The 24,627-nt window shown below is 26.3% G+C and carries 17 protein-coding genes and 1 riboswitch; of the genes, 2 read left to right on the top strand and 15 right to left on the bottom strand.

Going from position 1 to position 24,627, the window contains the following annotated elements:
- Window positions 1–235: 235 nt before the first annotated feature.
- Window positions 236–353: riboswitch (FMN riboswitch) on the bottom strand.
- Between the two features lie 62 nt (window positions 354–415).
- Complete coding sequence (locus tag Q4E08_RS02335) at window positions 416–961, bottom strand: DUF6512 family protein (RefSeq protein ID WP_303127813.1); 546 nt, start codon at window positions 959–961, stop codon at window positions 416–418.
- A 291-nt stretch (window positions 962–1,252) separates the two neighbouring features.
- On the opposite strand from Q4E08_RS02335, the gene Q4E08_RS02330 reads away from it, so the two are divergent.
- Together Q4E08_RS02330 and Q4E08_RS02325 are read left to right on the top strand one after the other, a co-directional pair.
- Window positions 1,253–1,975, top strand: a complete 723-nt coding sequence (locus Q4E08_RS02330) for a gamma-glutamyl-gamma-aminobutyrate hydrolase family protein (protein WP_303127808.1) — start codon at window positions 1,253–1,255, stop codon at window positions 1,973–1,975.
- A gap of 189 nt (window positions 1,976–2,164) precedes the next feature.
- On the top strand, window positions 2,165–4,072 hold the full coding sequence (locus tag Q4E08_RS02325; RefSeq protein ID WP_303127805.1) for an SH3 domain-containing protein: 1,908 nt from the start codon (window positions 2,165–2,167) through the stop codon (window positions 4,070–4,072).
- Window positions 4,073–4,239: 167 nt separating this feature from the next.
- Here the strand turns inward: Q4E08_RS02325 and Q4E08_RS02320 are convergent, their stop codons facing one another.
- The 14 genes from Q4E08_RS02320 to malQ all read right to left on the bottom strand — a co-directional run.
- Window positions 4,240–6,510, bottom strand: coding sequence for a PAS domain-containing hybrid sensor histidine kinase/response regulator (locus Q4E08_RS02320; RefSeq protein WP_303127802.1), 2,271 nt, complete (start codon window positions 6,508–6,510; stop codon window positions 4,240–4,242).
- A 16-nt stretch (window positions 6,511–6,526) separates the two neighbouring features.
- On the bottom strand, window positions 6,527–9,319 hold the full coding sequence (locus Q4E08_RS02315) for an EAL domain-containing protein (RefSeq protein ID WP_303127799.1): 2,793 nt from the start codon (window positions 9,317–9,319) through the stop codon (window positions 6,527–6,529).
- A 95-nt stretch (window positions 9,320–9,414) separates the two neighbouring features.
- Window positions 9,415–9,765: an Hpt domain-containing protein gene (locus Q4E08_RS02310; protein ID WP_303127796.1), complete on the bottom strand. Its 351-nt coding sequence runs from the start codon at window positions 9,763–9,765 to the stop codon at window positions 9,415–9,417.
- Window positions 9,766–9,926: 161 nt separating this feature from the next.
- Window positions 9,927–10,700, bottom strand: a complete 774-nt coding sequence (locus tag Q4E08_RS02305) for a pseudouridine synthase (RefSeq protein ID WP_303127793.1) — start codon at window positions 10,698–10,700, stop codon at window positions 9,927–9,929.
- A gap of 138 nt (window positions 10,701–10,838) precedes the next feature.
- Window positions 10,839–12,206, bottom strand: coding sequence for a 23S rRNA (uracil(1939)-C(5))-methyltransferase RlmD (gene rlmD, locus Q4E08_RS02300; RefSeq protein WP_303127790.1), 1,368 nt, complete (start codon window positions 12,204–12,206; stop codon window positions 10,839–10,841).
- 186 nt (window positions 12,207–12,392) lie between these two features.
- Window positions 12,393–12,524: a hypothetical protein gene (locus tag Q4E08_RS02295; RefSeq protein WP_303127788.1), complete on the bottom strand. Its 132-nt coding sequence runs from the start codon at window positions 12,522–12,524 to the stop codon at window positions 12,393–12,395.
- Between the two features lie 121 nt (window positions 12,525–12,645).
- Window positions 12,646–13,014: a DUF1540 domain-containing protein gene (locus Q4E08_RS02290; protein WP_303127786.1), complete on the bottom strand. Its 369-nt coding sequence runs from the start codon at window positions 13,012–13,014 to the stop codon at window positions 12,646–12,648.
- A 92-nt stretch (window positions 13,015–13,106) separates the two neighbouring features.
- On the bottom strand, window positions 13,107–14,453 hold the full coding sequence (glpT, locus tag Q4E08_RS02285; protein WP_303127828.1) for a glycerol-3-phosphate transporter: 1,347 nt from the start codon (window positions 14,451–14,453) through the stop codon (window positions 13,107–13,109).
- Window positions 14,454–14,919: 466 nt separating this feature from the next.
- Window positions 14,920–16,338 carry a pyruvate kinase gene (gene pyk, locus Q4E08_RS02280; protein ID WP_303127784.1) on the bottom strand — a complete coding sequence of 473 codons (1,419 nt, stop codon included), beginning with the start codon at window positions 16,336–16,338 and terminating at the stop codon, window positions 14,920–14,922.
- 87 nt (window positions 16,339–16,425) lie between these two features.
- Window positions 16,426–17,385, bottom strand: a complete 960-nt coding sequence (gene pfkA / locus Q4E08_RS02275) for a 6-phosphofructokinase (RefSeq protein WP_303127781.1) — start codon at window positions 17,383–17,385, stop codon at window positions 16,426–16,428.
- A 586-nt stretch (window positions 17,386–17,971) separates the two neighbouring features.
- Window positions 17,972–18,685, bottom strand: a complete 714-nt coding sequence (locus Q4E08_RS02270; RefSeq protein WP_303127778.1) for a DUF975 family protein — start codon at window positions 18,683–18,685, stop codon at window positions 17,972–17,974.
- A gap of 208 nt (window positions 18,686–18,893) precedes the next feature.
- The gene (locus Q4E08_RS02265) at window positions 18,894–22,475 is read right to left on the bottom strand and encodes a DNA polymerase III subunit alpha (RefSeq protein WP_303127775.1); all 3,582 of its coding nucleotides are present in this window, start codon (window positions 22,473–22,475) and stop codon (window positions 18,894–18,896) included.
- Between the two features lie 36 nt (window positions 22,476–22,511).
- Window positions 22,512–23,462, bottom strand: coding sequence for a DNA-binding protein WhiA (whiA, locus tag Q4E08_RS02260; RefSeq protein ID WP_303127772.1), 951 nt, complete (start codon window positions 23,460–23,462; stop codon window positions 22,512–22,514).
- A 223-nt stretch (window positions 23,463–23,685) separates the two neighbouring features.
- The coding region (malQ, locus tag Q4E08_RS02255; RefSeq protein WP_303127769.1) for a 4-alpha-glucanotransferase at window positions 23,686–24,627 on the bottom strand (942 nt) is incomplete at its 5' end.

The raw sequence follows: 24,627 nt of genomic DNA, 5'->3' as shown, positions 1-24,627 counted from the left end.
TACTCCAAATATTACTGGCTTTTCTGTTTGCATTGATACTTGTGCTATTCCCTTTAAAGTATCTAATACCTTTTAAATTAAATTTATTTAATATTAAAAAACTCTGAAATATAAATTATTTCAGAGCTTAAAAAACAAATTTTAATAATATACTATTAATAATTAATGTTGTATAAAAATTATACTTAAAATATAATTACCAAAATTATTTCATTAAATATAATACTTAATTATTATTAATCTTCTTTCATCCAGACTATACTGTCGGCTTCGGAGTTTCACCGAATCTGCTAATTTAATAGCTCGCGGGCTTTACCGCCGGTAGGGAATTTCACCCTGCCCTGAAGATTTATTAAATTTGTTAATATTATAACATACTTACTTTTCAATGTAAATATGTTAATGTTTGTTATATTTAATTAATTCCATATTTTCCAGTTGTACTATCAAGAAAGATAGGTAATTCAGGTGGAAAATATGTAAATAAAACAAAAAGTAATATTAATATAATAAAAACTATAATACAAAATTTATAATTTATACCCTTACACCTTTTATAAACATATAATCCCATTAATTGTCCAATTAAAACAGCTAAAAATAATATTATAATATCTATAATTACTGATTCAATACCAAAGACTCCAGTATAAAAATAATATAATAAAGGTACAGTTATTAAAGAAATAATCAATGATACAAGAGCACCAGTAAACCATTTTCTTTTATTTATATCGTATATTTTTCCATTAACTAAATAATAAATACTCCACCATAAAATTATAGGTAATAAAATCATCTTCAAATGTTCCCAAACACTTTCATTCATAGGAAAAAATGCTGCAAGTATTTTATTCTCACCTGTTAACTTATATAATGAATGAATGCAAGCACTTATTATAAATAAAATAGGAATTCCTTTTATAATCCATTTCTTTTGTGGTGATAATGATTTATACATATAGAAACCTCCTTTATTTTAGATTAAAAAAGAAGTAACCTAAGTTGATTAATATCTTAAATTACTCCTTATTTTATTATTCTCTTTAATTGTTTTTATATACTACTTAAGATTTTTAAGAATCAAACTATTTATATTTTATTAAACTTAAACAATAAAATTCTTAATTATATAAAATTTATATTACCCTTAATTTTTATAAATTAAATATATAACTAAATTTATCAACTTTTTATATAAAGAATATAATATTATAAAAGTTCTTTTCTATTTTATGTTGAGGTGATTATTATGAAAAGACCTATAATAGGAATACCTAGTTCTATATCTACTGATAAAAGAACTTATTTTATTGGAGATAATTATGATTACAATAACAATAATTATTCTAAGTCTATTGTAAATGCTTTAGGTGTGCCAATTATTTTACCAGCAACAAAAAACCTTGACGTATTAAATTATCAATTAAATCTTTGTGATGGTTTTTTATTTCCTGGAGGATTAGATATAAATCCACTTTATTATAGTGAATCCCCAAAACCTCTTCAAAATAAATCAAACGAATTAATGGATTGGTATCAAATTACATTGGCTAAAAAAGCTATTAATTTAAATAAATCAATACTTGGAATATGTAGAGGTATGCAATTATTAAACGTAGTTTGTTATGGTTCATTATATCAAGATATATCTTATTTTAAGAAAAATCATATTAAGCATAATCAAGAAAACTATTTAGGTGAAAAAACTCATCTTATAACAACAATAAATAATAGTTTAGTTAATTCTTTATTAGGAAATAAATATATTGTTAATAGTGGACATCATCAATGTATTAATAAACTTAGTAATTGTTTTAAAGCCACTTCATATGCTCCAGATGGTGTTATTGAATCTATAGAAATGATTAATAAAAAATTTGTTATAGGGGTTCAATGGCATCCTGAAATTCTCGCATTAAAAGATTTAAAAATGCTTAATTTATTTAAAAAATTCATAAACAGTTGCAAATAATATAATTCTATTAATTTATATTAAAATACTTTTAATATAACAATATTATAAAACACTTTATATCTCTATCTATTTTTTGTTATATATTGTTTTTTTTTCTTTATTTATAATTTATTAACATTTTGCAAAGTAATTTTATTGTACAATATTAATTGATAAATATACAAAAGAAAACTAGGGGGATTAATAATGAAAAGTAAGAAAATAGCTATGTTTTTAATTGCAAGTGCAATTTCTACAGGCTCATTATTGTATTCATCTTCATTAACGGCATCTGCCGATAATATGAGTACACAAAAAATTGAAAGTAATACAAATATTACTTCAAAAGCTTTAGATTCTAATAATCAATCAGAAGTTAAAAAAGATGTAAAAGATTCTGATTCTAAAGCTAACAATAAAGAAGTGAAAACTGATAATAATGTAACAAAAAATACTGAAACTACTAAAGACAAAAAAACAGAAAATAAAACTACAAAAAGTAAAAATACTGTTGATAAAAAATCTGAAGAAAAAGTAAAAAAAGATATAAATACTACATCTTCTTCAGAAACAAAAAAAATTGATTCTAATAAAGTAAACTCACCAGTTAAAGCCTCAAGTGAAAATACAATATCATCTGCAGTAAAACCAAAATTTCATTCAAAAGTTCAAGAAAATTTATATTATTATATGATGGATCCAGAACATCAAAAATCTGTTGATGTAAAAGCTGTAAAACTTCATAATGGTATTACTAGCAACAACTGCGTTTACTTTGCTTCAGAAGCATTAAGGCGTGTTGGAGTAAATATTCCTGAAGAGACTGGATATACAACTAATTTAGAAAAAGCACTAAAAAATGTTGGATGGAAAAAAGTAACTAATTTAAACCAATTAGAACCTGGTGATGTATGTTTTGCTGGAGAAATGCATGCATATATTTTTATGGGATGGGCTAATGAAGAACATACATTAGCTTATGTTGTTGATAATCAAAAGGCATTATTTAATAATAATATATATCATGAAAGAGGATTATATGATGGAAAAAATATAACTGCAACTTCTCATTTCTATGAATATGTAAAAGAAGAAGCTAAAAAGGCTGCTTATAAAACTAGCCCTAAAAAATCTAATTGTAAAACTAATCCTAAAATAGCTGAAGGTACTGTAAGAGTAAATACTTATTTAACTGTAAGAAGTAACCCTTCAGTTAAATCAAAAGCAATTGGAGCATTAAAAAATAATACTAAAGTTGATATTACAGGATTAGATAATCATTTTTATAGAATAAATTATAATGGTGATTCAGCTTATGTTTATTCAGATTATGTAAAAAACTATAAATCAGTAAAAACAGATACAACTAAAAAAATAAATATTAAATCTGAAGTTAAAAAACAAACAGCTATACAATCTGAAGCTAAGAAAATATCAACTGGTACTGTTAATGTTAATAGTTATTTAAATGTTAGAAGTGGTGCTTCAACTAACTCAAGAATAATCGGTTCTTTAAGAAGAAATAATAAAGTTACTATTACAGGTTCAAAAGGTAACTTCTATGAAATAGAATATAGAGGTGGACATGCTTATGTTTCTAAAGATTATGTAAGAATAAATTCAACTTATACAGAAACTACGAAAAATATATCACCTAGTAAAGAAATTAAAAAATCAAATAATTCTACAGATAAGAAAACTGGTACTGTTAATGTTAATAGTTATTTAAATGTTAGAAGTGGTGCTTCAACTAACTCAAGAATAATCGGTTCTTTAAGAAGAAATAATAAAGTTACTATCACAGGTTCAAAAGGTAACTTCTATGAAATAGAATATAGAGGTGGACACGCTTATGTTTCTAAAGACTATGTAAGAGTAAATTCTAATTTCATAGAATCATCATCTTCTAATAACGAAAACAAAAGCATGAAGAAAGCTAGAATAACTGCTCACTCAGGATTAAATTTAAGAACATCTAATACTACTCATAGTAGTTGTATATTAACTATACCTAATAATAGAGTCGTTACTGTATTAGGTAGTTCAAATGGATGGTATAAAGTAAATTATAATGGACATACTGGTTGGGTTTTTGGACAATATATAAGTAAATAATTTTCTCTGTTATATTTTAAAATAGACTTTTTAAGTTAAAATAAAATCTTAAAAAGTCTATTTTTCATATAGTTTATAAATTAAATTTTGTAATTTATTTTATTATTTAAATCTTATATTTTTAAATAATAAAATAGTATAACTTTATATCAAATTAAATTTCTCTATTAATTATTAGATTTTCCTTCTTTTTTATTTATAAGTATTTCCTTTAAAGTATTGTATAGTACGTTTATCTCTATTGGTTTAGATATATGTCCATCCATTCCTGCTTCTAATGACATTGTAATATTCTCTTCAAAAGCATCTGCTGTCATTGCAATTATAGGTATAGATTCTGCATCATCGTGTACCGAATTTCTTATAGCTCTAGTTGCATCATATCCATTCATCAATGGCATTTGTATATCCATTAATATACAGTCATAATAATTTTTTTGTGATTTTAAAAACTTTTTTAAAACTTCTTTCCCATTTTTCGCAAGTTCTACCTTAGCAGATGCTTGCTCTAAAAATGATATCGCAATTTCCGCATTTAAATCATTATCTTCTGCTAAAAGAAATCTCTTTCCTTTTAATAAATATTTTATATTACTATTACTAAATGTATTTAATTTATTATTTTGCAAGTCATTTACTGATACTTTATAATTTTTATCAATATCAAAAGGCAATTCAATTACAAATTTTGATCCTTTATTTAAATTACTATGAACTCTAATTGTTCCATCTAGTAATGCTATAAGATTTTTTGTAATAGCTAGTCCAAGACCTGTACCTTCTATATTTTTATTACTTATATTACTACCTCTTTCAAATGGTTTAAATAAATTTTTTAAAAACTCTTCACTCATACCAATTCCATTATCACTTATTGTAAAGTTAACTTTTAGTTTATCTCCACTTTGAATTTGACTAATCTCCATAAGTACATTTCCACCAGAAGGAGTGTATTTAACTGAATTTGATAAAATATTTATAAGTATCTGTTTTGTTCTCATAAAATCGCCAATAATCTTTTTATAAACTATATTTGTCATTTTTACATTATAAGATAATTCTTTTTTTATAGCTTGTTGATATATCATAGAATTTACATCATTTATCATTTCGTTAAAATCAAATAATTCATGTGTTATGTACATTTTTCCGTTATCTATTTTTGCCATATCAAGAATATCATTAATTAACATCATTAAATGATTAGAAGAAATAGATATATTATCTAAATATTGCTCTACCTTTTTTGTATTGTTTATGTTTGTCTTAGCTAATGTTGTCATACCTATAATTCCATTCATAGGAGTTCTTAATTCATGGCTCATATTAGCAAGAAAATCACCTTTTGCACGATTAGCATCTTGAGCTAATCTTAAAGCATCACTAAGTGCTTGCTTCTTTTTCTTCTCTTCTGTTTGATCACTAATAGTTACTATATATTTAGATACATTACTTTTAGAATCATAATTATCTTTTACAGGGAATATATTAAGTCTTAACCATATAGGCTCTAATTCATTATTTTTATAAAATCTAAACTCTTTTTCTAAAGGTTCTTCTTGATTAGCATTTTCAAGCAATTCTTTTATTTCTTCTCTTTCATCTGGATGAATTAAGTTAATAAATGAAAATTTATCTTTTTCTATTTCAATATTATTTATTCCAAGAACTCTTAAACTATTTGAACTAATAAATTCCTTCTTTTTATCCTTTAAATTAAAAACAATAAATACAGCATCTAATGTTTTTGAAAGAACACTTAATATTTCATAACCATCATAAACTTTTTTATTCATTGACTTTATAGCTTTCTTAAATACTGTAGAAACTATTAGAATAAATAAAGCAATTATAACTAATCCAATAACCAAAACATTATCTATATGTTCATAGTATTCATTTAATTCTGAGCATTTTTTTTGAGCATTTTCAATAATTTCATATCCCTTTTTATTATACTTAGTAACTAACGGACATACCTTTTTACCAAGTTCTTTTTTAATCCAATCACCATTGTTATATTTAGCACCTTTAAAAACTTCATCAAACTTACTTTCCACTTGCATTATACTGTTGTAAAATTCTTCATAGTCTTTATAAGGACCTAAATAATTATCTTTTATGTACTTAAGTTCATTTTTAATATTATTTTTATCTTTATCTATGCTTGACTTTATATCTTTATAATCATCTTCGTTAGTTAAATTTGATAACTTAGATACACCTACCCCAATATTATTTAAATTACTACTTATTTTATTTACACTAGATGATACATTAAATGTATGATAAAAAATATAGTTTATTTGTTTTTTCAGGCTATCTATAGATCTTATAAAGAATATGAAAAATATAACTAATAAAAGTATAATTATAATATTACTTATAATTGTTATGTTTTTTATTCGTTTTTCATATCCTTCCTTTCTTTTTCTCATATAAATTAATCTCCTATTAGTTTTTGTTATTTAGTAAATTTTCAAATTTATCTATAGGTAGTGGCTTAGAATAATAGTATCCTTGTATTATGTCACAACCTAATTCCCCTAAAAATTCCGCTTGTTCCTTTGTTTCAATTCCCTCAGCAATAATAGGTACTTTTAATGCATTTGCCATATATACTATAGCAGTTAAAATTTTTTCACTTCTTTTATTAACATTTGCATCTTGAATAAAACTACGATCTAATTTTAATATATCTACTTCAATATCTTTAAGCATACTTAAGGAAGAATATCCACTACCAAAATCATCTATAAGAACCTTAAATCCATCTGACCTTAACTTATTTACAATCTCAATAAGTTGTACAGAGTTTTCCATATAAGCTGTTTCTGTAATCTCTAATTCCAAAACTCCTTTAGGTAAATTATATTTTTTAATAAGTTTATTGAAATGATCATTTAAATTTAAATTAAATATATCTATTCTTGATACATTTACTGATATAGGTACTACTTTTTGACCATTATCAATCCATTTTCTTATTAATTTACAAGTACATTCCCATATATGCATATCCAATTTTGTAATAAATCCATTTTCCTCAAATAAATTTATAAAAACATTTGGTGGAATCATTCCTTTAGTTTTATGATTCCAACGTACTAATGCCTCACCTGAAACAATCTCACCTGATTTATATTCTATTTGAGGTTGTATATGTATATTGAATTCTCCATTTTGCATTGCTAACTTAACATCATTAATTAACTCTTGTTGTTTAATTAAATCTCTACGCATTTTACTATCATAAAATTCATATCTTTTTACATAATTTCCTTTAATAGTAGATAATGCAATATTTGCTTTATCACACATTAAATTTACACATTCATCATATTTCTCTACTAAATAAATTCCAAAATTAACTATTATATTAAAATCCAATGGATATATAGATATATTCTTTTCTATATCTTTTATTAAATTAATTATAAATTTCTCATCCGCTGGAACGCACATTGCAAAACTATCAGCTTGTAGTCTTCCAAACCTTACATCTCCAACTAAGTTTTTCTTTAGATAATTTGCTATAAAACATAATAATTTATCTCCAGCTTTTAAGCCAAATATATCATTTAAAACCTTGAATTTTGAAATATTCATAACAATTACTGCATATGATAGTTGATTATTTTTTTTAATCATATCTAAAGTTGATCTGTAAAATTCATCCTTATCATATATTCCAGTTAACTCATCATATTTAGCCATATATAAAAGCTTTTGTTCTGATTTAATTTTTTCATCAACATCAGCTATTGTACCTATTATACGTTGTATATTGTTGTCATCATCTTTTACACAATTAATTGTTATCTCACACCATACAAATGATCCATCAAGTTTTTTTAATCGTACAGTAACAATTGTTTTACCATTACCCTCTAAGATATCTCTAAAATATGCATTTAATATAATCCCATAATCTTCTGGATGAAAATACTTACAACAAGTATCTTTACCTGAAAAAACTAAATATGGCTTAGTTGTACTTATAAGAAATTCTTTAATTCCTGCTGAACTATAAAATGTTCTATCTATTGGGTTCCATTCATAAACTATAGCCCCTGTTTGTTCAACTATTATACGATACCTTTCAGCAGTTTCATTTTGCTCCTTTAATATCTTGTTTTGATATTTTATTTTACTAAGCTCTTTTCTACTTATAACATTTCTTATACGTTCTTTAATAACTTTTGAATTATATGGTCTAACAATTAAATCAACGGCACCCATTTCAAGAGCTTTAACCTCATTTTCCGTTTCATCAATCATAGTAACAACAATAACAGGTATCTCATTAATTAAATTATTATTTTTCATTTCAGCCATAACTTCAAATCCATTTTTAATAGGCATTATTATATCTAAAATTACAGCTAAAATCTCGTTACCTTTCTCTTTTATAATATCTAAAGCCACCTGTCCATTTTCCGCTTCTAAAACCTCATATTCATCTGAAAAAATACTCTTTAAAATTTCTCTATTTATATCTATATCATCAACAATCAAAATTTTATTATTTATGTTTTCATTAAAACTTTTGTTATTTATATCTATACTCTCTTCACCATAAATTTTACAACAATTCTTTCCTAACTTCTTAGCTTCTGTAAGAGCTATATATGATATATTATAAAGCTCATTAAAGCTGTTTCCATGTTCCTTTGCTATGGAAATTCCACATGAGCAAGAAACATGGAGTTCTGGAAAATCATAAAAAAATATTAAATTAATACTTTTACATATTTCATAAGCTCTTATTAAAACATCATTATTATTTTTAATATCCTTAATAAAAATAATAAATTCATCTCCACTAACCCTTGAAATAAAATCATTATCTCTAACTAATGACTTTAATTTTAACTCTACCTTATTTAAAGTTTCATTTCCAAACATTCTTCCATATTTTTTATTTATCTTATTAAAGTTATCAATATCTAATAAAATAAAAGCGTATTTTGTTTCATTATTTTCTTTAATAACTAATTGATTATTTATAAAATCTTCTATTTTCATTTTATTGTATAATTCATTTAATGAATCCAATTCAACTTGCGATTCTAAATATAATTCATGTTTTTTAATTTCATCTATATCAAACTCATTATTAGAATATATATACTCATCTAATAACTGTTTATAAAATTCACTTGAAGAATCATATTTCTCTTTAAGATATTCATTTATTTCTTTATATCTTTTTAAATTATTATGAATATGTCCCTTCTTTTTCATAAAATTATCCCCCATTTTTAATTTTTACATTCTTATAATATAACAGATACACCTCACTAATTTAATAAATTTTTATTTAATTATTAATTCCAAGATTAATTTATACTTGATATAATTTTACAAATTCTTTCATACTCATTTTTTATATCTAAAAAAAGTTCTTTTATTTTATTGTATTTGTGAGCTCTAATATCATTTACAAGTTCTGTGCATAATAAAAATAATGTATGAAAGCTAAGATTTAAAGATATTCCCTTTAATGTATGTGCTTTTATTTCTATTTCTTTATAATCTAAATTATCAACAGCTTCTTTTAATTCATAATATGTATTATCCTTAAGAAAAGCTTTTATAAACTTTTCAACTAAATTAGTATTATTCGCAAATCTACTTATTATTTCCCCTTTATTTATTCCTAATTTCTCTAATCCATCATCAAAATTCAAAATAAATCATCTCCATTTTATATTATAATTAAATGATACTTGTGTTAAATAAATTTATAAACATTATGTAATTAAAAGATATATCAAATCAAAACAATACCAATTCAATATATAATAAATTTTAAAACTTCTACTTTCTTAATTTTATTATAATAATTATATTAAATACTAAACAAACTTTGAAGTTCTTTTTCTGTTAAATGTCTATATTCACCTAAATTTAATTTTGTGTCCAACACTACTTCTCCTATAGCAATTCTCTTTAAATATAAAATATTACATCCAACTGCTTTAAGCATACGTTTCACTTGATGCTTTCGTCCTTCTGAAATAGTAATATATCCTGAAACAACGGATTGATTGTAATTTTTTAAATTTATATTTAATTTTTTAAGTTCATCTTCAAAATCCTTAAATAAGCCATAATCATTAATTTTCACCTTAGCAGGTCTAGTTAAAACTCTACCTTTTATTATATTAACTCCATTTTCTAAGCTTTTTATATTTTCATTACTTAAAGAACCTAATGCCCAAAAGAAATAAGTTTTACATACATGCTTTTCTGGATGCATTAACTTATGTTCAAAATCTCCGTCATTAGTGAACAATAATAAACCCTCAGTATCTTTATCTAACCTTCCAACATGAAATATTCCTTTTTTATCTTCTTCACTTAAAAATTCAAATACAGTTTTATGCTCTTTATCTATCTTTGCAGTAATACACCCAGAAGGTTTATTAAACATATAATATACCTTTTCTGAATATTCTACTACATTATTAAGATATTCTATTTTATCTATCTTTTCATCTATATTAATTGCAGGTACTGTTACTACTTTTTCATTAACTCTTACCTTTCCTTCTTTTATATAAATTCTAACTTCTTTACGCTTTCCAATTGATGACTGTGCTAAAAATTTATCTAATCTCATTCTATTATCTAATTCTCTTTCTTTAAATTATAATTAACCTCTAAATAAACATAATTGTAATTATTAATAAAAATGGAAGAATATATATTAATATTCTTCCATTAAAATATATTTAATTTATAAGTATTTCTATCAAAATTATTTTCTTTCTAATAATGCAACATTTTCTATATGTGCTGTATGTGGAAACATATCAACTGGTTGTACCACTATAGTTTTATATCCTAATATATCAAGTTCCTTTAAATCCCTAGCTAAAGTACTTGGGTCACATGATACATATACGACTCTCTCTGGCTTTACTTCACCTATAGCATTAAGTAATTTATTATCACAACCCTTTCTAGGCGGATCAACTACTATAACATCAGCTTTAACTCCATCTTCTATAAGCTTTGGTATAACTTCTTCTGACTTACCAACAAAAAATTCTGCATTATCAACATTATTTTTTTTAGCATTCTCTCTAGCATTTACTATTGCAGGCTCAACTATTTCAACTCCATAAACTTTCTTTGCTTTTTGTGATAAAAATAGTGTTATTGTACCTGTACCACAGTAAGCGTCAAATACCGTTTCATTTCCTGTTAAGTTTGCATATTCAAGTGCTTTTCCATACAGTACTTCTGTTTGTTCAGGATTAACTTGAAAAAATGAAAGAGGTGATATATTAAATTTAAAGTTTCCAATGTAATCAGTAATATAATCTTCTCCCCATAACGTATAACATTCAGGTGTAAGTATTACATTTGTATCTTTTTTATTTACATTTAGTATAACGCTTTTTAAACCTTTAATTTTAAACTCTAACTTTTGTATTAGCTCATTTATATTTTTTAATTCTTTTCTAGTTGTAACTAAGACAACCATAACCTCTCCTGTTTTGAAGCCTTTTCTTATCATTATATGTCTTAAAAAACCTTCTTTATTAAATTTACCATCAACAAAAGCTGGTTTTATATTGTTTTCTTCCATCCAATCTCTAAAGATTTTCACTATCTTATCTGAATCATCTTCCTGAATAAAGCATCTATCTATATTAATTATGTCATGACTTCTTGGTGCATAAAATCCAATTGATAATTTCCCATTAACCATTCCTACAGGCAATTGAACTTTATTTCTATAATTATATGGATTTTCATTCATACCAATAGGATAATTTACTATATCTTCATTAAGACCACCGATTTTTTTTATACAATCTTTAACTCTCTCATACTTAAAATCAAGTTGTGTTTTATAATTCATATGTTGAATTTTACACCCACCACATTTTTTAAAGTTTTCACATCTTGCTTCTACTCTGCCTTGAGATTTTTCTATAACTTCTAATAATTTGCCATATGCATAATTTTTTTTAACCTTAACAATTAAAGCCTTAACCTTTTCTCCCTTTAAAGCTCCTTCAATAAATATAGGAAATCCTTCTACCTTAGCAATTCCCTCACCTTCATATCCTTGTGACAATATATCTAAAGTGTACTCTTTGTTTTTTATAACCATATCGTTTCACCTTTTTCCTAACATGTAATACCGACTTATTATATCATAAAGTTATATAAAAGTTGTATAAATATTGATATAACCCTCTTATCAAATTAATTCATATTCTAAATAAAATTTCTAAGCTTAAAATTAATTTCTATAATATAAAGAGCCGTCAAACTTTCATTTGACAGCTCTTTATAATTATTTAATTTTGTTTGCAATAGATGTAATTAATATACCACTAAAAGTAACAACAATAACTAATCCTAGTCCTAATAAGCTTTTAACTTTTTTTTCATTATAAGAAAAACCTAAAGAAATACTATCTTTCATTTATCCACCTCATGCAAATTATTTATAGAGATATGTTGTTTTATTATATATTATGATTTTTATTAATTATTGTTTTAACTAATTGATAAATTAAATATTTTATTTATAGTATGAAAAATATTTAATATGACTCTATAAAAGTTTCACATTGAGTTAACACATCATTTCTTTCAGTGTTTTTAGTTATTATTAAGTTTCTAGCTTCACACTTACCATTTCCATTATAAAAACAAGATTTTGCATTGCAAGAAACTGTTGGACTAAGTTTTATATCACTACCATCATTAACCATTTGCATTATTTCTCCAATAAAATCAGTATTCCCCAAAGCTTTAAATCCATTTATTATTGATTTTTCTCTATAATTACTACAATATGTTTGACTTGATGTGTAAGCATTTTCTCCTTCAATAAGAATATATTCTGCTCCACAAAGCCCACATTCATTATTTATACAACTATGAACTGAACATCCTAATGTTGTATTCATAAATTATCACACTCCCTTAAGTTATATTATTTGCAAGGAATGTGATAATATTCTTTTATTTATATAGAATTTTTAATTGATAACCTTTACTATTAAGCTTTTGATCTATCATGAACATTCCAAGTAAATGCTAAGAATACTATTGCTAATATACATGATGCCATAAGTAGTATAAATCCACCATCCCAATTAAACTTATCAACAACAGCACCCATAGCAACTTCTGCTAACACTTGTCCTCCCATGTATCCGAAAAGGCCTGTAAAACCAGCTGCTGTTCCTGCTGCTTTTTTAGGAACTAAATCTAATGCACTTACTCCAATTAACATAACTGGTCCATATATTAAAGCTCCAATTGAAGCTAAAGCACAATTTATAATTATTGGATTTGAACTCTTCCAATATATAAATACCCCGATAAATACACCAATCATACAGAATACTCCAAGAGGTGCTCTTCTTCCATGGAATACTTTATCACTAAGCCATCCAATTATTATAGTACCTGGTATTGCTGCATATTCAAAAAGTGCAAATGCAACTGATGATTCTTTCATACTAAAGTTTCTAACTTCTTCTAAATATGTTGGAACCCAGTTTATAACTCCATATCTAACTAAATATACAAAAATATTTGCCAAAGCTACTGCCCATAAATATTTATTTGTAAATACATACTTAAATAATATTTCTTTTGCTGATAATTCTCTTTCTCTATCATCAACTTGAACTTCTGGATAATCATTTTTATATTCCTCTATAGGTGGTAATCCAACTGATTGAGGAGTATCTTTTGCAAATATCATATAAAGAATTCCAATTATAATTGCAATTATTGCTGGTAAATAGAATATTCCTTTCCAGCTGCCAAACATTGAAACACCAATTACTGCTATTGTTGCTATAAGTCCGCCTCCAACATTATGAGCAGTATTCCAAATTGACATTTTTACTCCACGTTCTCTATCTGAAAACCAGTGAGTAATTGTTCTTCCACAAGGTGGCCAACCCATTCCTTGAACCCAACCATTAGCAAGCATTAATATAAACATTAATGTTATACTTGATGTAATTGGAAAGAAGAAATTTACTATACCTGATAAAATAAGTCCTATTCCTAAAAAATACCTTGGATTTGATCTATCAGAAACATTTCCCATAACAAATTTACTAATTCCATATGCTATTCCAAGTGCTGATGCTACAAATCCTAATTGAAGCTTAGTAAACCCTTGATCTACTAAGTAAGCTTTTGCTAATGAAAAATTACTTCTTACAAAATAATAAGTTAGATATCCTATATATATACTAATAAATACTTGAATTCTATACCTTTTATATGCAGAATCTATTTTATCCTTTGGCAACCTAGCTATTGGTTTAGCAGGTTTTAAAAATCCTAATATATCTCTTGTTTGATTAGATAAATCTACTGTCATATCTGCTTTGTTAACTTTTGAAAAGTTTGACATATCTCTTGTCCCCCCTACGATGTCAGAAAATAAAAAAATACCACAAAAGTATATTTTTAATATACTAATTGTGGTCTATTCTCTAAATCTCTGTACCATGTATTAAATTTTGATTAAAGTATAAAAAATTCAAGATAGCGCTATCTCTAATTTTATAATAATATTTTTAGTAAACATTTACAATAGTTATAAAAGTAAAACTTAAAGTTTTACTTTTTGTTCATTTTTTTAAAAAAATTAGCACCACTAAGGGTGCAATAGAATCAGTTGCCAATAATAATCTTTACTTTAGATACATCTTATAATTTTAACATATCTTATAAATAATATACAATACTTTATTATATTTTTTTATAAATTTAAATATTTTCATAAAAAATAACCTTTAGAAATAAATCTAAAGGTTATTTTTAATTAACTTATATAAATTAAACTATTTTACAACAGTTACTTTCATTAAGTTAGTTGCTCCAACTTCTGCAACTGGTACTCCAGCAGCTATAACTACTGTATCTCCAGCTTTAACAAATCCGTTTTCTTTAGCTATTTGTGTTGATTTTTCCATCATTTCATCAGTTGATTCCATTCTTTCTGAAACCATTGCATATACTCCCCATGAGAAAGCTAATTGTTTAGCAACAATTTCGCTTGGAGTAATTGCTAATATTGGGCATTCTGGTCTGCATTGTGATAATCTCTTTGCAGTTGCTCCACTTTGAGTTGATGAAACTATTGCAGCAGCTTGTAATTCATTAGCAGCATTACAAGTAGCTCTGCTTATTACTCCTGATATTGCAGGAACATGATGAGTTGCTGTTGAAGTTGCAACTTTGTACTCTAATTGCTTTTCAGTTTCTTCAGCAATCTTAGCCATTGTTCTAACAGCTTCTACAGGATAGCTTCCGTTAGCACTTTCTCCTGATAACATTATTGCATCTGTTCCATCTAATATAGCATTAGCTACGTCTGAAACTTCAGCTCTTGTTGGTCTTGGGTTTCTGATCATTGAATCTAACATTTGTGTTGCAGTAACAACTGGGATTCCAGCTTTGTTACATTTTTGAATGATCATTTTTTGTACTGCTGGTACGTTTTCTATTGGAATTTCAACTCCAAGGTCTCCTCTAGCTACCATAATAGCATCTGATTCAGCTATTATTGAATCTATATTGTCAACACCTTCTTGGTTTTCTATCTTAGGACAGATAAGGATGTTTTCTCCACCATTTTCATCTAAAACTTTTCTGATTGCTCTTACGTCTTCAACTTTTCTTACGAATGATGCAGCTATCATGTTTACTCCGATTTCACAACCGAATTTTAAATCTGCTTCGTCTTTTTCAGTTAAAGCTGGTAATTTTATTGATACACCAGGAACGTTAACTCCTTTGTGACTTCCAACTAATCCAGTGTTCATAACTTCACAGATTACTTTATTTCCTTCTACCTTTTTAACTTCTAATCCAACTAAACCATCATCTATTAAGATTGTGTTTCCTGGTTTAACGTCATTAGCTAATCCATCGTAGCTTACTGAACATTTAGTTGCATCTCCAAGAACTTCTTCACCAACATATATAGTGAATTCTGAACCTTTTTGTAGTTCAAGCTTGCTTGGTTCAAAGTTTCCAGTTCTTATTTCTGGTCCTTTTGTATCTAAAACGATAGCTATTTCTTTGTTGAATTTTTTAGCTAATTCCTTAACTTTTTTTATTCTTCCTGCATGCTCTTCATGATCTCCATGTGAAAAGTTATGTCTTGAAGCATTCATTCCAGCTTGGATTATTTGTGATAATATTTCTTCATTTTCACTAGCTGGACCTATTGTACAAATCATCTTAGTCTTTTTCATTCGAAATAACACTCCCTCTTTTTTTGTAATTACCCAAAATCTATATATAAAAATTTATTTATAGCATTATTAATTTATTATTTAAAACTATTTTGAAATTATTTCTGCAATTTCATAAGTCTTTTCATCAAATTTTCTTTCCATTGCTAAAGCTTCGTCGATATCCATATCTACTATTTTATTATCAACTATTCCAATAACTCTTGAAGTTTTTCCTTCTTGTAAAACTTCAACTGCCTTTGATCCCATTTTTGAAGCTAATATTGTATCGAAAGCACTTGGGCTTCCACCTCTTTGGATATGTCCTAAAACAGTTGCTCTTGTTTCCATTCCTGTAACTTCTTCAACTTCTTTAGCTAATTCGAAAGCTCCACCTACTCCTTCTGCTAAAAGTACAAGATTGTGCATCTTTCCACTTTGTCTTCCTTCTAGAATAGTTTTGCATAATTCATTTTTATCGAATCCTTTTTCTGGAACTATTATTGCTTCAGCTCCACCTGCTAAACCAGCGTATAAAGCTAAGTCTCCACAATTTCTTCCCATAACCTCAACTATTGAAACTCTTTCGTGAGATGTTGAAGTATCTCTAATCTTATTAATTGCATCTAATACTGTGTTTAATGCTGTATCAAATCCAATAGTATAATCTGTGTAAGCTAAATCATTATCAATTGTTCCTGGAAGACCAATTGTTTTAATTCCTAATTTAGAAAGAAGCTTTGCTCCTGTAAATGATCCGTCTCCACCTATTACTACTAATGCATCTACTCCATATGCTTTTAAGATTTTAACTGCTTTTTTTCTTACTTCTTCTTGTTTAAATTCTGGACATCTAGCTGTTCTTAAAATTGTTCCACCTCTTTGAATAATATCAGAAACTGAACTTCTGTCCATAGTGAATAATTCTCCGTTAATTAAACCACTATATCCTCTTTGAACTCCCATTACCTCTAATCCAGCTGCTATTGCTGTTCTAGTTACCGCTCTAACTGCAGCATTCATTCCTGGTGCATCTCCACCACTAGTTAAAATAGCTATCTTTTTCATGATTACTCCTCCTTATTCACCAAACAGGACACATCTTGTCCCACCGGTAATAAATCTTCCCACGTTTATATGACCGATTATAATTGTACATAAATTGCTGAAAATTATCAATGTTATCAATGTAAATTGTTTAATTTTTTTAATATATTGATATTATATTAAAATATTCTACAATATTCTTTATATTGAATTGTTGTAATCATTCCACATCATTATTATACCCTATGAAATTCAAAATTATATGTAATCTTATTATTTTTTTGGATTTAATTTTTGTAAAAATTTTCATTTATCTCTCATTCAATATTATTGACTATTGTTATTACTTTAATACAATTATTGCATTTTTATTGCCTTTTTATTAATTAATTATTTTATAAATTAATTATTTTTTATATATTTTATAAAGCTTTTATTTGCTATTACATAACAATTATCTACTTATTTCGATAAAATATCAAGAGAAAAAATGAATTTTCTGTATTTTTAGATTTTTAATAAAAAGCAAAAGAAAGGTATGAAAATCTATATTTTTATCATACCTTTCCTACCTTAATATATAAAATTTTGAATATTTATACTTTATTTATGCATTTAAATCAAATTTTTCACAAGAATCTTTTTCATTCCTTATTATTAAATAAAAATTAGCTAATGATGTACTATAATAAGGCATTACCCAAAGTAACCCTATTCCTAAAGTTAATATTCCAAGTATCATCCAACCTAAAAATGATAATTGAAATTTAAAGAATCTCCATTTGTTCCCTTTCATTAAACTAAATGACTTTGACAAACTTTCTGATAATGTAAATCCATCAACTATTAAATATTCTACTGGTAAAAAGAATATATTTATTATAAACATCATTAAACTTAATAATACTGCAACTAAAATAAGTGAAAATATAACATAACTAATTTCATATGCAAAAAAAGTAATACTAAATATACTTCCTATAAATATAGAAATTAAAATTATTGTTATTACAACTACAACTATTCCTAATATTAACGAAAACCCTGCATATCTTAAATATACTTTAAAATCTTTTGTTATATTATTTATATCAAATTTACCATTCCTAACTAAATTTAAGTATAAATTTATTGAAAATACTCCTGTTAATACCGATATTATAAAAGTTAACACATTATTTGCTATTGATATATTTGATTCATTAAATATAAGTTCAGGAATTCCTGTTAAAATAAAAACTACTAAAGTTACCAATACAAACTTAAGCCAGTTCCCCTTAAGATTTTCTTTCGATAATTTCTTAATTTCCGAATTTCCCATACAATTCCCTCCTATTAAATAATATAAGCATTTGTATAATTCTATTAAACTCATTTATTATATATAACAATATTATAAACTAATCTAATTATTAAAAAATTATGTAGATTTATATTATTTACTTATAGTTTTAAAAAATAAAAAGATGATTTAAAAATTAACTTCTTAAACCATCTTTTTTTATTTTTAAATTACATTTTTAAAGATTTTAAGATTCCACTACCTTTACGTTATCATCACCTAATTTTTCCTTTAATATTGTTATTGCATCACTATTTAAATCAAGCCAACATTCTCTTGAAAGTCTATAACTTTTTCTTAATTCATTATTAAATATATAAACTGCTGTTTCACCTTTATATTGATTAAAATTATTTTTTATTTCATTTGCTAAGATTTTTGCTTCTTTAGCATCATTTACTCTTATATATATTTTATTTGAATCTACTTTTTCTAGACCTTCAATTTTTTCACATATAAGCTTTGGTGGTTCATCTTCCTTAAGACTTATACGCCCTTTTATTGTAACAAGTGCATCTTCGTTTATACTTTCTCTAACTCTATCTAATGTTCTAGGAAAAACGATAACTTCTATTTCTCCACTTAAATCTTCAAGCTTTAAAAATGCCATTATTGTATTGTTTCTAGTAACCTTTTGATTTACTTCTGTTAAAATTCCACCTAATATTACTGTTTGATTATCTTTTATAGGCATTTCACTTGACATATCATCTAAGCTTATACCTTTAGCAATATTTTCTTCCATAGCCTCATAAACTTTAAATATATTACTTATAGTTGTTGTAGTTTGCACCTTTAAACTCTTTCCATACTCATCTAAAGGATGTCCTGATAAATATATACCTGTCATTTCTTTTTCCATTGAAAGGATATGCTTTTTATTAAATTCCTTTATATCAGGATATTTAATTTCTGGCATACTTACATTTTCTTCATCAATTCCAAATAAACTAATTTGACCATCAATATTTCTCTTTCTTTCTCCTGAAACACCATCCATTATTTTTTCATAAACAGCTAAAAGCTTTGATCTATATACTTTAAATGAATCTAAAGCTCCAGCTTTTATAAGACTTTCTACCGCTCTTTTATTAATTGTTCCAAGATCTAATTTATTTATAAAATCCATTATTGATAAAAATTCACCTTTATCATTTCTAGACTTTACTATATTTTCAACGACATTTACTCCAACATTTCTTATTGCTGCAAGACCAAATATTATTTTATCTCCATCAACAGTAAATTTTGAATAACTTTTATTTATATCAGGTGGAACCACTTGTATGCCTAAACTTTCTGCAAACTTTATATATGATGCAACTTTTTCACTTGTTCCCATTACTGAATTAAGCATAGCTGCAATCATTTCAACTGGATAATACTTCATTAAATAAGCTGTTTGATAACCAACAACTGCATAAGCTGCAGCATGACTTTTATTAAAAGCATATGAAGCAAAATCCATCATCATATCGTATATTTTATTTGCTACATCTTCTGGTATTCCATTTCTTAAGCATCCTGGTACTTCAATATTTCCATCTTTATCTTCTATTCCGTATATAAAGTTTTTTCTTTCTTCTTCCATGACCTTATGTTTTTTCTTTGACATAGCTCTTCTAACAAGGTCACTTCTTCCCATTGAGTATCCTGCAAGCTTTCTAACTATTTCCATAACCTGTTCTTGATATACCATTACTCCATATGTAACATTTAATATATCTTCTAACTCTGGTGTTAAATACTCAACCTTTTCAGGATTTCTCTTTCTTTCAACATATCTAGGTATTTCAGCCATAGGACCTGGTCTATATAATGAAATACCAGCTATAATATCTTCTAATGAATCTGGCTTAAGTTCCTTCATGAAAGCTACCATCCCAGCTGATTCTAACTGGAATACCCCTGCAGTTTTACCTTCACCAATCATCTTATAAACTTCTTTATCTTCAAAGTCTATTTTATCTAAATCTATATCAACATTTCTATTATACTTAATCATATTAACAGCATCATTCATAACAGTTAACGTTCTAAGGCCTAAAAAATCCATCTTTAGAAGACCAAGTTCTTCTAATGTGGTCATTCCAAATTGAGTTACTATCATTTCATCATTCTTTTGAAGTGGTACATACTCAACTAATGGCTTTGATGCTATAACTACTCCTGCTGCGTGAGTTGATGAGTGCCTTGGAAGACCTTCTAAATCTTTACTAACATCAATTAAATTTTTAACACGCTCATCTGTATCATAGGCTGATTTAAGTTCTGGATTTAAATCTAATGCTTTCTCTATTGTTATTCCAAGCATAGTTGGAATCATTTTAGCTATTCTATCAACTTCTGCATAAGAATAATCCATTGCCCTTCCTACATCTCTAATACATGCTCTTGCAGCCATTGTTCCAAAAGTTATAATTTGAGATACATTTTTTTCCCCATATTTATCAACAACGTAATCTATTACTTCTTGTCTTCTTTCATAACAAAAATCAGAGTCTATATCTGGCATACTTACTCTCTCTGGATTTAAGAATCTTTCAAATAATAAACTATACTTTATTGGATCTATTTTTGTTATTCCAAGAGTATATGCAACAATTGAACCAGCTGCTGAACCTCTCCCTGGCCCAGTTGGTATTCCATTATCTATTGAATACTTTATAAAGTCCCAAACAATTAAAAAGTAATCAACATATCCCATTTGCTTGATTACTCCAAGTTCATAATCAAGTCTATCAATAAGTTCTCTTGCCTCTTCACTTTCTTCCCTCATATTAAAGACTTTATCATAATCATATTTATCCTCTTTAATACAATCAAATACTGAATATCTTTCTATAAGTCCTTTATAACATGTATCCCTTAAATATGTATAAGGATTATCTTCATTTTCTGGTAATGGGAATTTAGGTAATTTTGATACATGAAACTCATAATCAAAATTACATTGTTCTGATATCTTTATAGTATTTTCTAAAGCCTCTGGTATATAAGAAAACATATCATACATTTCATCTGGTGACTTTAAGTAAAACTGATCAGAAGGGTATCTACGTCTATTTACGTCATCAACAGTTTTTCCTGTTTGTATACACATTAAAATATCATGTGATTTTGAATCTTTTCTTTCAATATAATGAACATCATTTGTTGCAACTAATGGTATCCCCGTTTCTTTTGAAAGCTTTATATTTAATTCATTTACTTTTCTTTGTTCTTCCATACCATGATTTTGAAGCTCCAAATAAAAACCTTCTTTAAATATATCCTTATATTCTAAAGCTACAGCTTTTGCTTTTTCATAGTTATCATTAAGTAATGCCTTTTGTACTTCTCCTCCAAGACATGCACTTAATGCTATAATCCCTTCGCTATGTTTTCTCAAATAATCATGATCTACTCTAGGTTTATAATAAAATCCTTCTATTGAAGCCTCTGAAACTATCTTCATTAAGTTTTCATAACCAATTTCATTTTTAACTAAAAGAACTAAGTGATTTGTACTATTATCTTTATCTATATTTTTAATATGCATTGACTTACTAGCTACATAAACTTCACAACCAAGTATAGGTTTTATCCCTTCTTCCTTAGCTGCTTTATAAAAATCAACACACCCATACATTACTCCATGGTCAGTAATAGCCATACTTTCCATACCAAGCTCCTTAGCTTTCTTTACAAGCTTCTTAACTTTTCCAGATCCATCTAAAAGGCTGTACTCTGTGTGAAGATGTAAATGACAAAATTTTTTATCTCCCACTTACCCACACTCCTTTCATATATAAGAGAAAGGCCATTAGTATGTACCTGACCTTACCTCTTCTGCTATCTTTTCAATTTTTCTAAGTCTATGATTTACACCTGATTTTCCTACTGGAGGATCAAGTAATTGTCCAAGTTCCTTTAAAGATTCCTCAGGATATTGAAGTCTAAGTTCAGCTATCTCTCTAAGATTTTGAGGAAGTCTTTTAAGTCCTATACTATCTCTTATAAGCTTAATACTTTCAACTTGTCTAACTGCTGCATTAACAGTTTTTGAAAGATTTGCTGTTTCACAGTTTACAAGTCTATTAACATTATTTCTCATTTCTTTTTTGATTCTTATATTTTCTAATTCTAAAAGACATGTATGTGCACCTAATATATTAAGTAAATCAACTATTTGTTCCCCTTCTTTTATGTAAATAATAAAACTATTTTTTCTTTGAATAACTTTAGAATTAAGTCCACAGCTATTTACAAGAGCACATAAATCATTTGCATATTCTTCACTATGAGTTACAAATTCTAAATGATATGTTTTTTCAGGGTTACTAATACTTCCCCCACCTAAAAACGCACCTCTTATATAAGCCTTTTTAGTTTCAATAGTATCTACAAAAGAAGGATCTATAGTATAATCTAAACTCATAATACCATCAATTTCTTTTAATATTCCAGTTTCTTCAAGAAGTTCCTTAACTCCCATTTCTGCATCAATAACAACCATATATATATTATTTTTCTTAAGGGAATTACTCTTCTTTACCATAAGTTTAGAGTGAATATCAAAATGTTCTTTTAATAAAGTAAATATAAGCCTTGCACTTGAAGGATTTTCAGTAGTAATCCTAAATGCTAATCCCTTACCGGTAAAAGCAATAGTTCCACTAACTTTCATAATTGCAGATATTTCTGCCAAAGCTTCTCTTTTTGTTATATCAATATATCTACAGATTTCTCCTTTAACTTTTGATGAAAACGACATTTATAAATCTCCTTCTATATACGATAATTCATTTAATATCTAACTATATACAATTCTTAATTATAGCATAATTTAATGTAAATAATTATACCAATGTTGTCAAGGAAATATATATTTTTACATAAACTAATACTTTTTTCTTAATAAATTAGAAAACATAAAAATAATACCTAATAAATTTAAAAATTTTTATTAGGTATTATTTTTATTTATTATATTTTTATCACTTTTTCAATCTCCTATAAATTTTAGTAATTTCATATATTTTTTTAGCTAATTCATTAGTTAAATCTTCTTTCTTAACTCTCCACATCCAATTTTCTTCTGATTTTGATGGAAAATTCATTCTTGCTTCATTTCCCAAATTTAAAAAATCTTGCATAAGAGCTATTGATATATGTGATACACTACTCCAAGCTCCTCTTATCATCCCCCAATTATAACCCTCTTCTTCAGTAAGTCTTAAATAATTTATAGCATACTTTATATCTTCTTTATTTCCTGTAACCTCAAACCACCCTCTTACTGTGTCATTATCATGAGTACCTGTATAAGCTATTGAATTATTTATATAATTATGTGGTAAATAGTAGCTATCCCCTTGAGAGTCAAAAGCAAATTGTAATACCTTCATACCTGGAAAGCCTGTTTTATTTCTAAAATCTATTACTTCTTTAGTTAAATATCCTAAGTCTTCTGCTATAATATTAACTTCTCCAAGTTTTTCTTTTATAGCATTAAATAATTTAATTCCAGGACCTTTTACCCACTTACCATTTATTGCAGTTTTATCTCCATAAGGAATCTCCCAATATGATTCAAATCCTCTAAAATGATCTATTCTTAAAACATCATAAATACTTAAACTTTGTCTTACTCTCTCAACCCACCAATAATAATCTGTTTTTTCTAAATAAGACCAATTATATATTGGATTTCCCCAAAGCTGTCCAGTTTTTGAAAAAGCATCTGGCGGACAACCAGAAACTTTTATAGGCCTTTTATTATTATCTAATAAAAATATCTTGGGATTAGACCAAACATCTACACTATCCTCAGCTACATATATAGGTATATCTCCTATTATTTTTATACCTAATTTATTTGCGTAATTTTTAAGCTTATTCCATTGTTTAAAGAAATTATATTGTAAAAATATCCAGTA

Source organism: Clostridium sp., from assembly GCF_030532265.1.
GTDB lineage: Bacteria > Bacillota > Clostridia > Clostridiales > Clostridiaceae > Clostridium.
The sequence above is the reverse complement of the archived record's forward strand: the minus strand, read 5'-3'. Positions and strand labels throughout refer to the sequence as shown.

Excerpts from the sequence above, each read along its gene's own strand:
- Q4E08_RS02335 (WP_303127813.1), bottom strand. The coding sequence starts at position 961 with ATGTATAAATCATTATCACCACAAAAGAAATGGATTATAAAAGGAATT.
- Q4E08_RS02330 (WP_303127808.1), top strand. The coding sequence starts at position 1,253 with ATGAAAAGACCTATAATAGGAATACCTAGTTCTATATCTACTGATAAA.
- Q4E08_RS02325 (WP_303127805.1), top strand. The coding sequence starts at position 2,165 with ATGAAAAGTAAGAAAATAGCTATGTTTTTAATTGCAAGTGCAATTTCT.
- Q4E08_RS02320 (WP_303127802.1), bottom strand. The coding sequence starts at position 6,510 with ATGAGAAAAAGAAAGGAAGGATATGAAAAACGAATAAAAAACATAACA.
- Q4E08_RS02315 (WP_303127799.1), bottom strand. The coding sequence starts at position 9,319 with ATGAAAAAGAAGGGACATATTCATAATAATTTAAAAAGATATAAAGAA.
- Q4E08_RS02305 (WP_303127793.1), bottom strand. The coding sequence starts at position 10,700 with ATGAGATTAGATAAATTTTTAGCACAGTCATCAATTGGAAAGCGTAAA.
- rlmD (WP_303127790.1), bottom strand. The coding sequence starts at position 12,206 with ATGGTTATAAAAAACAAAGAGTACACTTTAGATATATTGTCACAAGGA.
- Q4E08_RS02295 (WP_303127788.1), bottom strand. The coding sequence starts at position 12,524 with ATGAAAGATAGTATTTCTTTAGGTTTTTCTTATAATGAAAAAAAAGTT.
- Q4E08_RS02290 (WP_303127786.1), bottom strand. The coding sequence starts at position 13,014 with ATGAATACAACATTAGGATGTTCAGTTCATAGTTGTATAAATAATGAA.
- glpT (WP_303127828.1), bottom strand. The coding sequence starts at position 14,453 with ATGACAGTAGATTTATCTAATCAAACAAGAGATATATTAGGATTTTTA.
- pyk (WP_303127784.1), bottom strand. The coding sequence starts at position 16,338 with ATGAAAAAGACTAAGATGATTTGTACAATAGGTCCAGCTAGTGAAAAT.
- pfkA (WP_303127781.1), bottom strand. The coding sequence starts at position 17,385 with ATGAAAAAGATAGCTATTTTAACTAGTGGTGGAGATGCACCAGGAATG.
- Q4E08_RS02270 (WP_303127778.1), bottom strand. The coding sequence starts at position 18,685 with ATGGGAAATTCGGAAATTAAGAAATTATCGAAAGAAAATCTTAAGGGG.
- whiA (WP_303127772.1), bottom strand. The coding sequence starts at position 23,462 with ATGTCGTTTTCATCAAAAGTTAAAGGAGAAATCTGTAGATATATTGAT.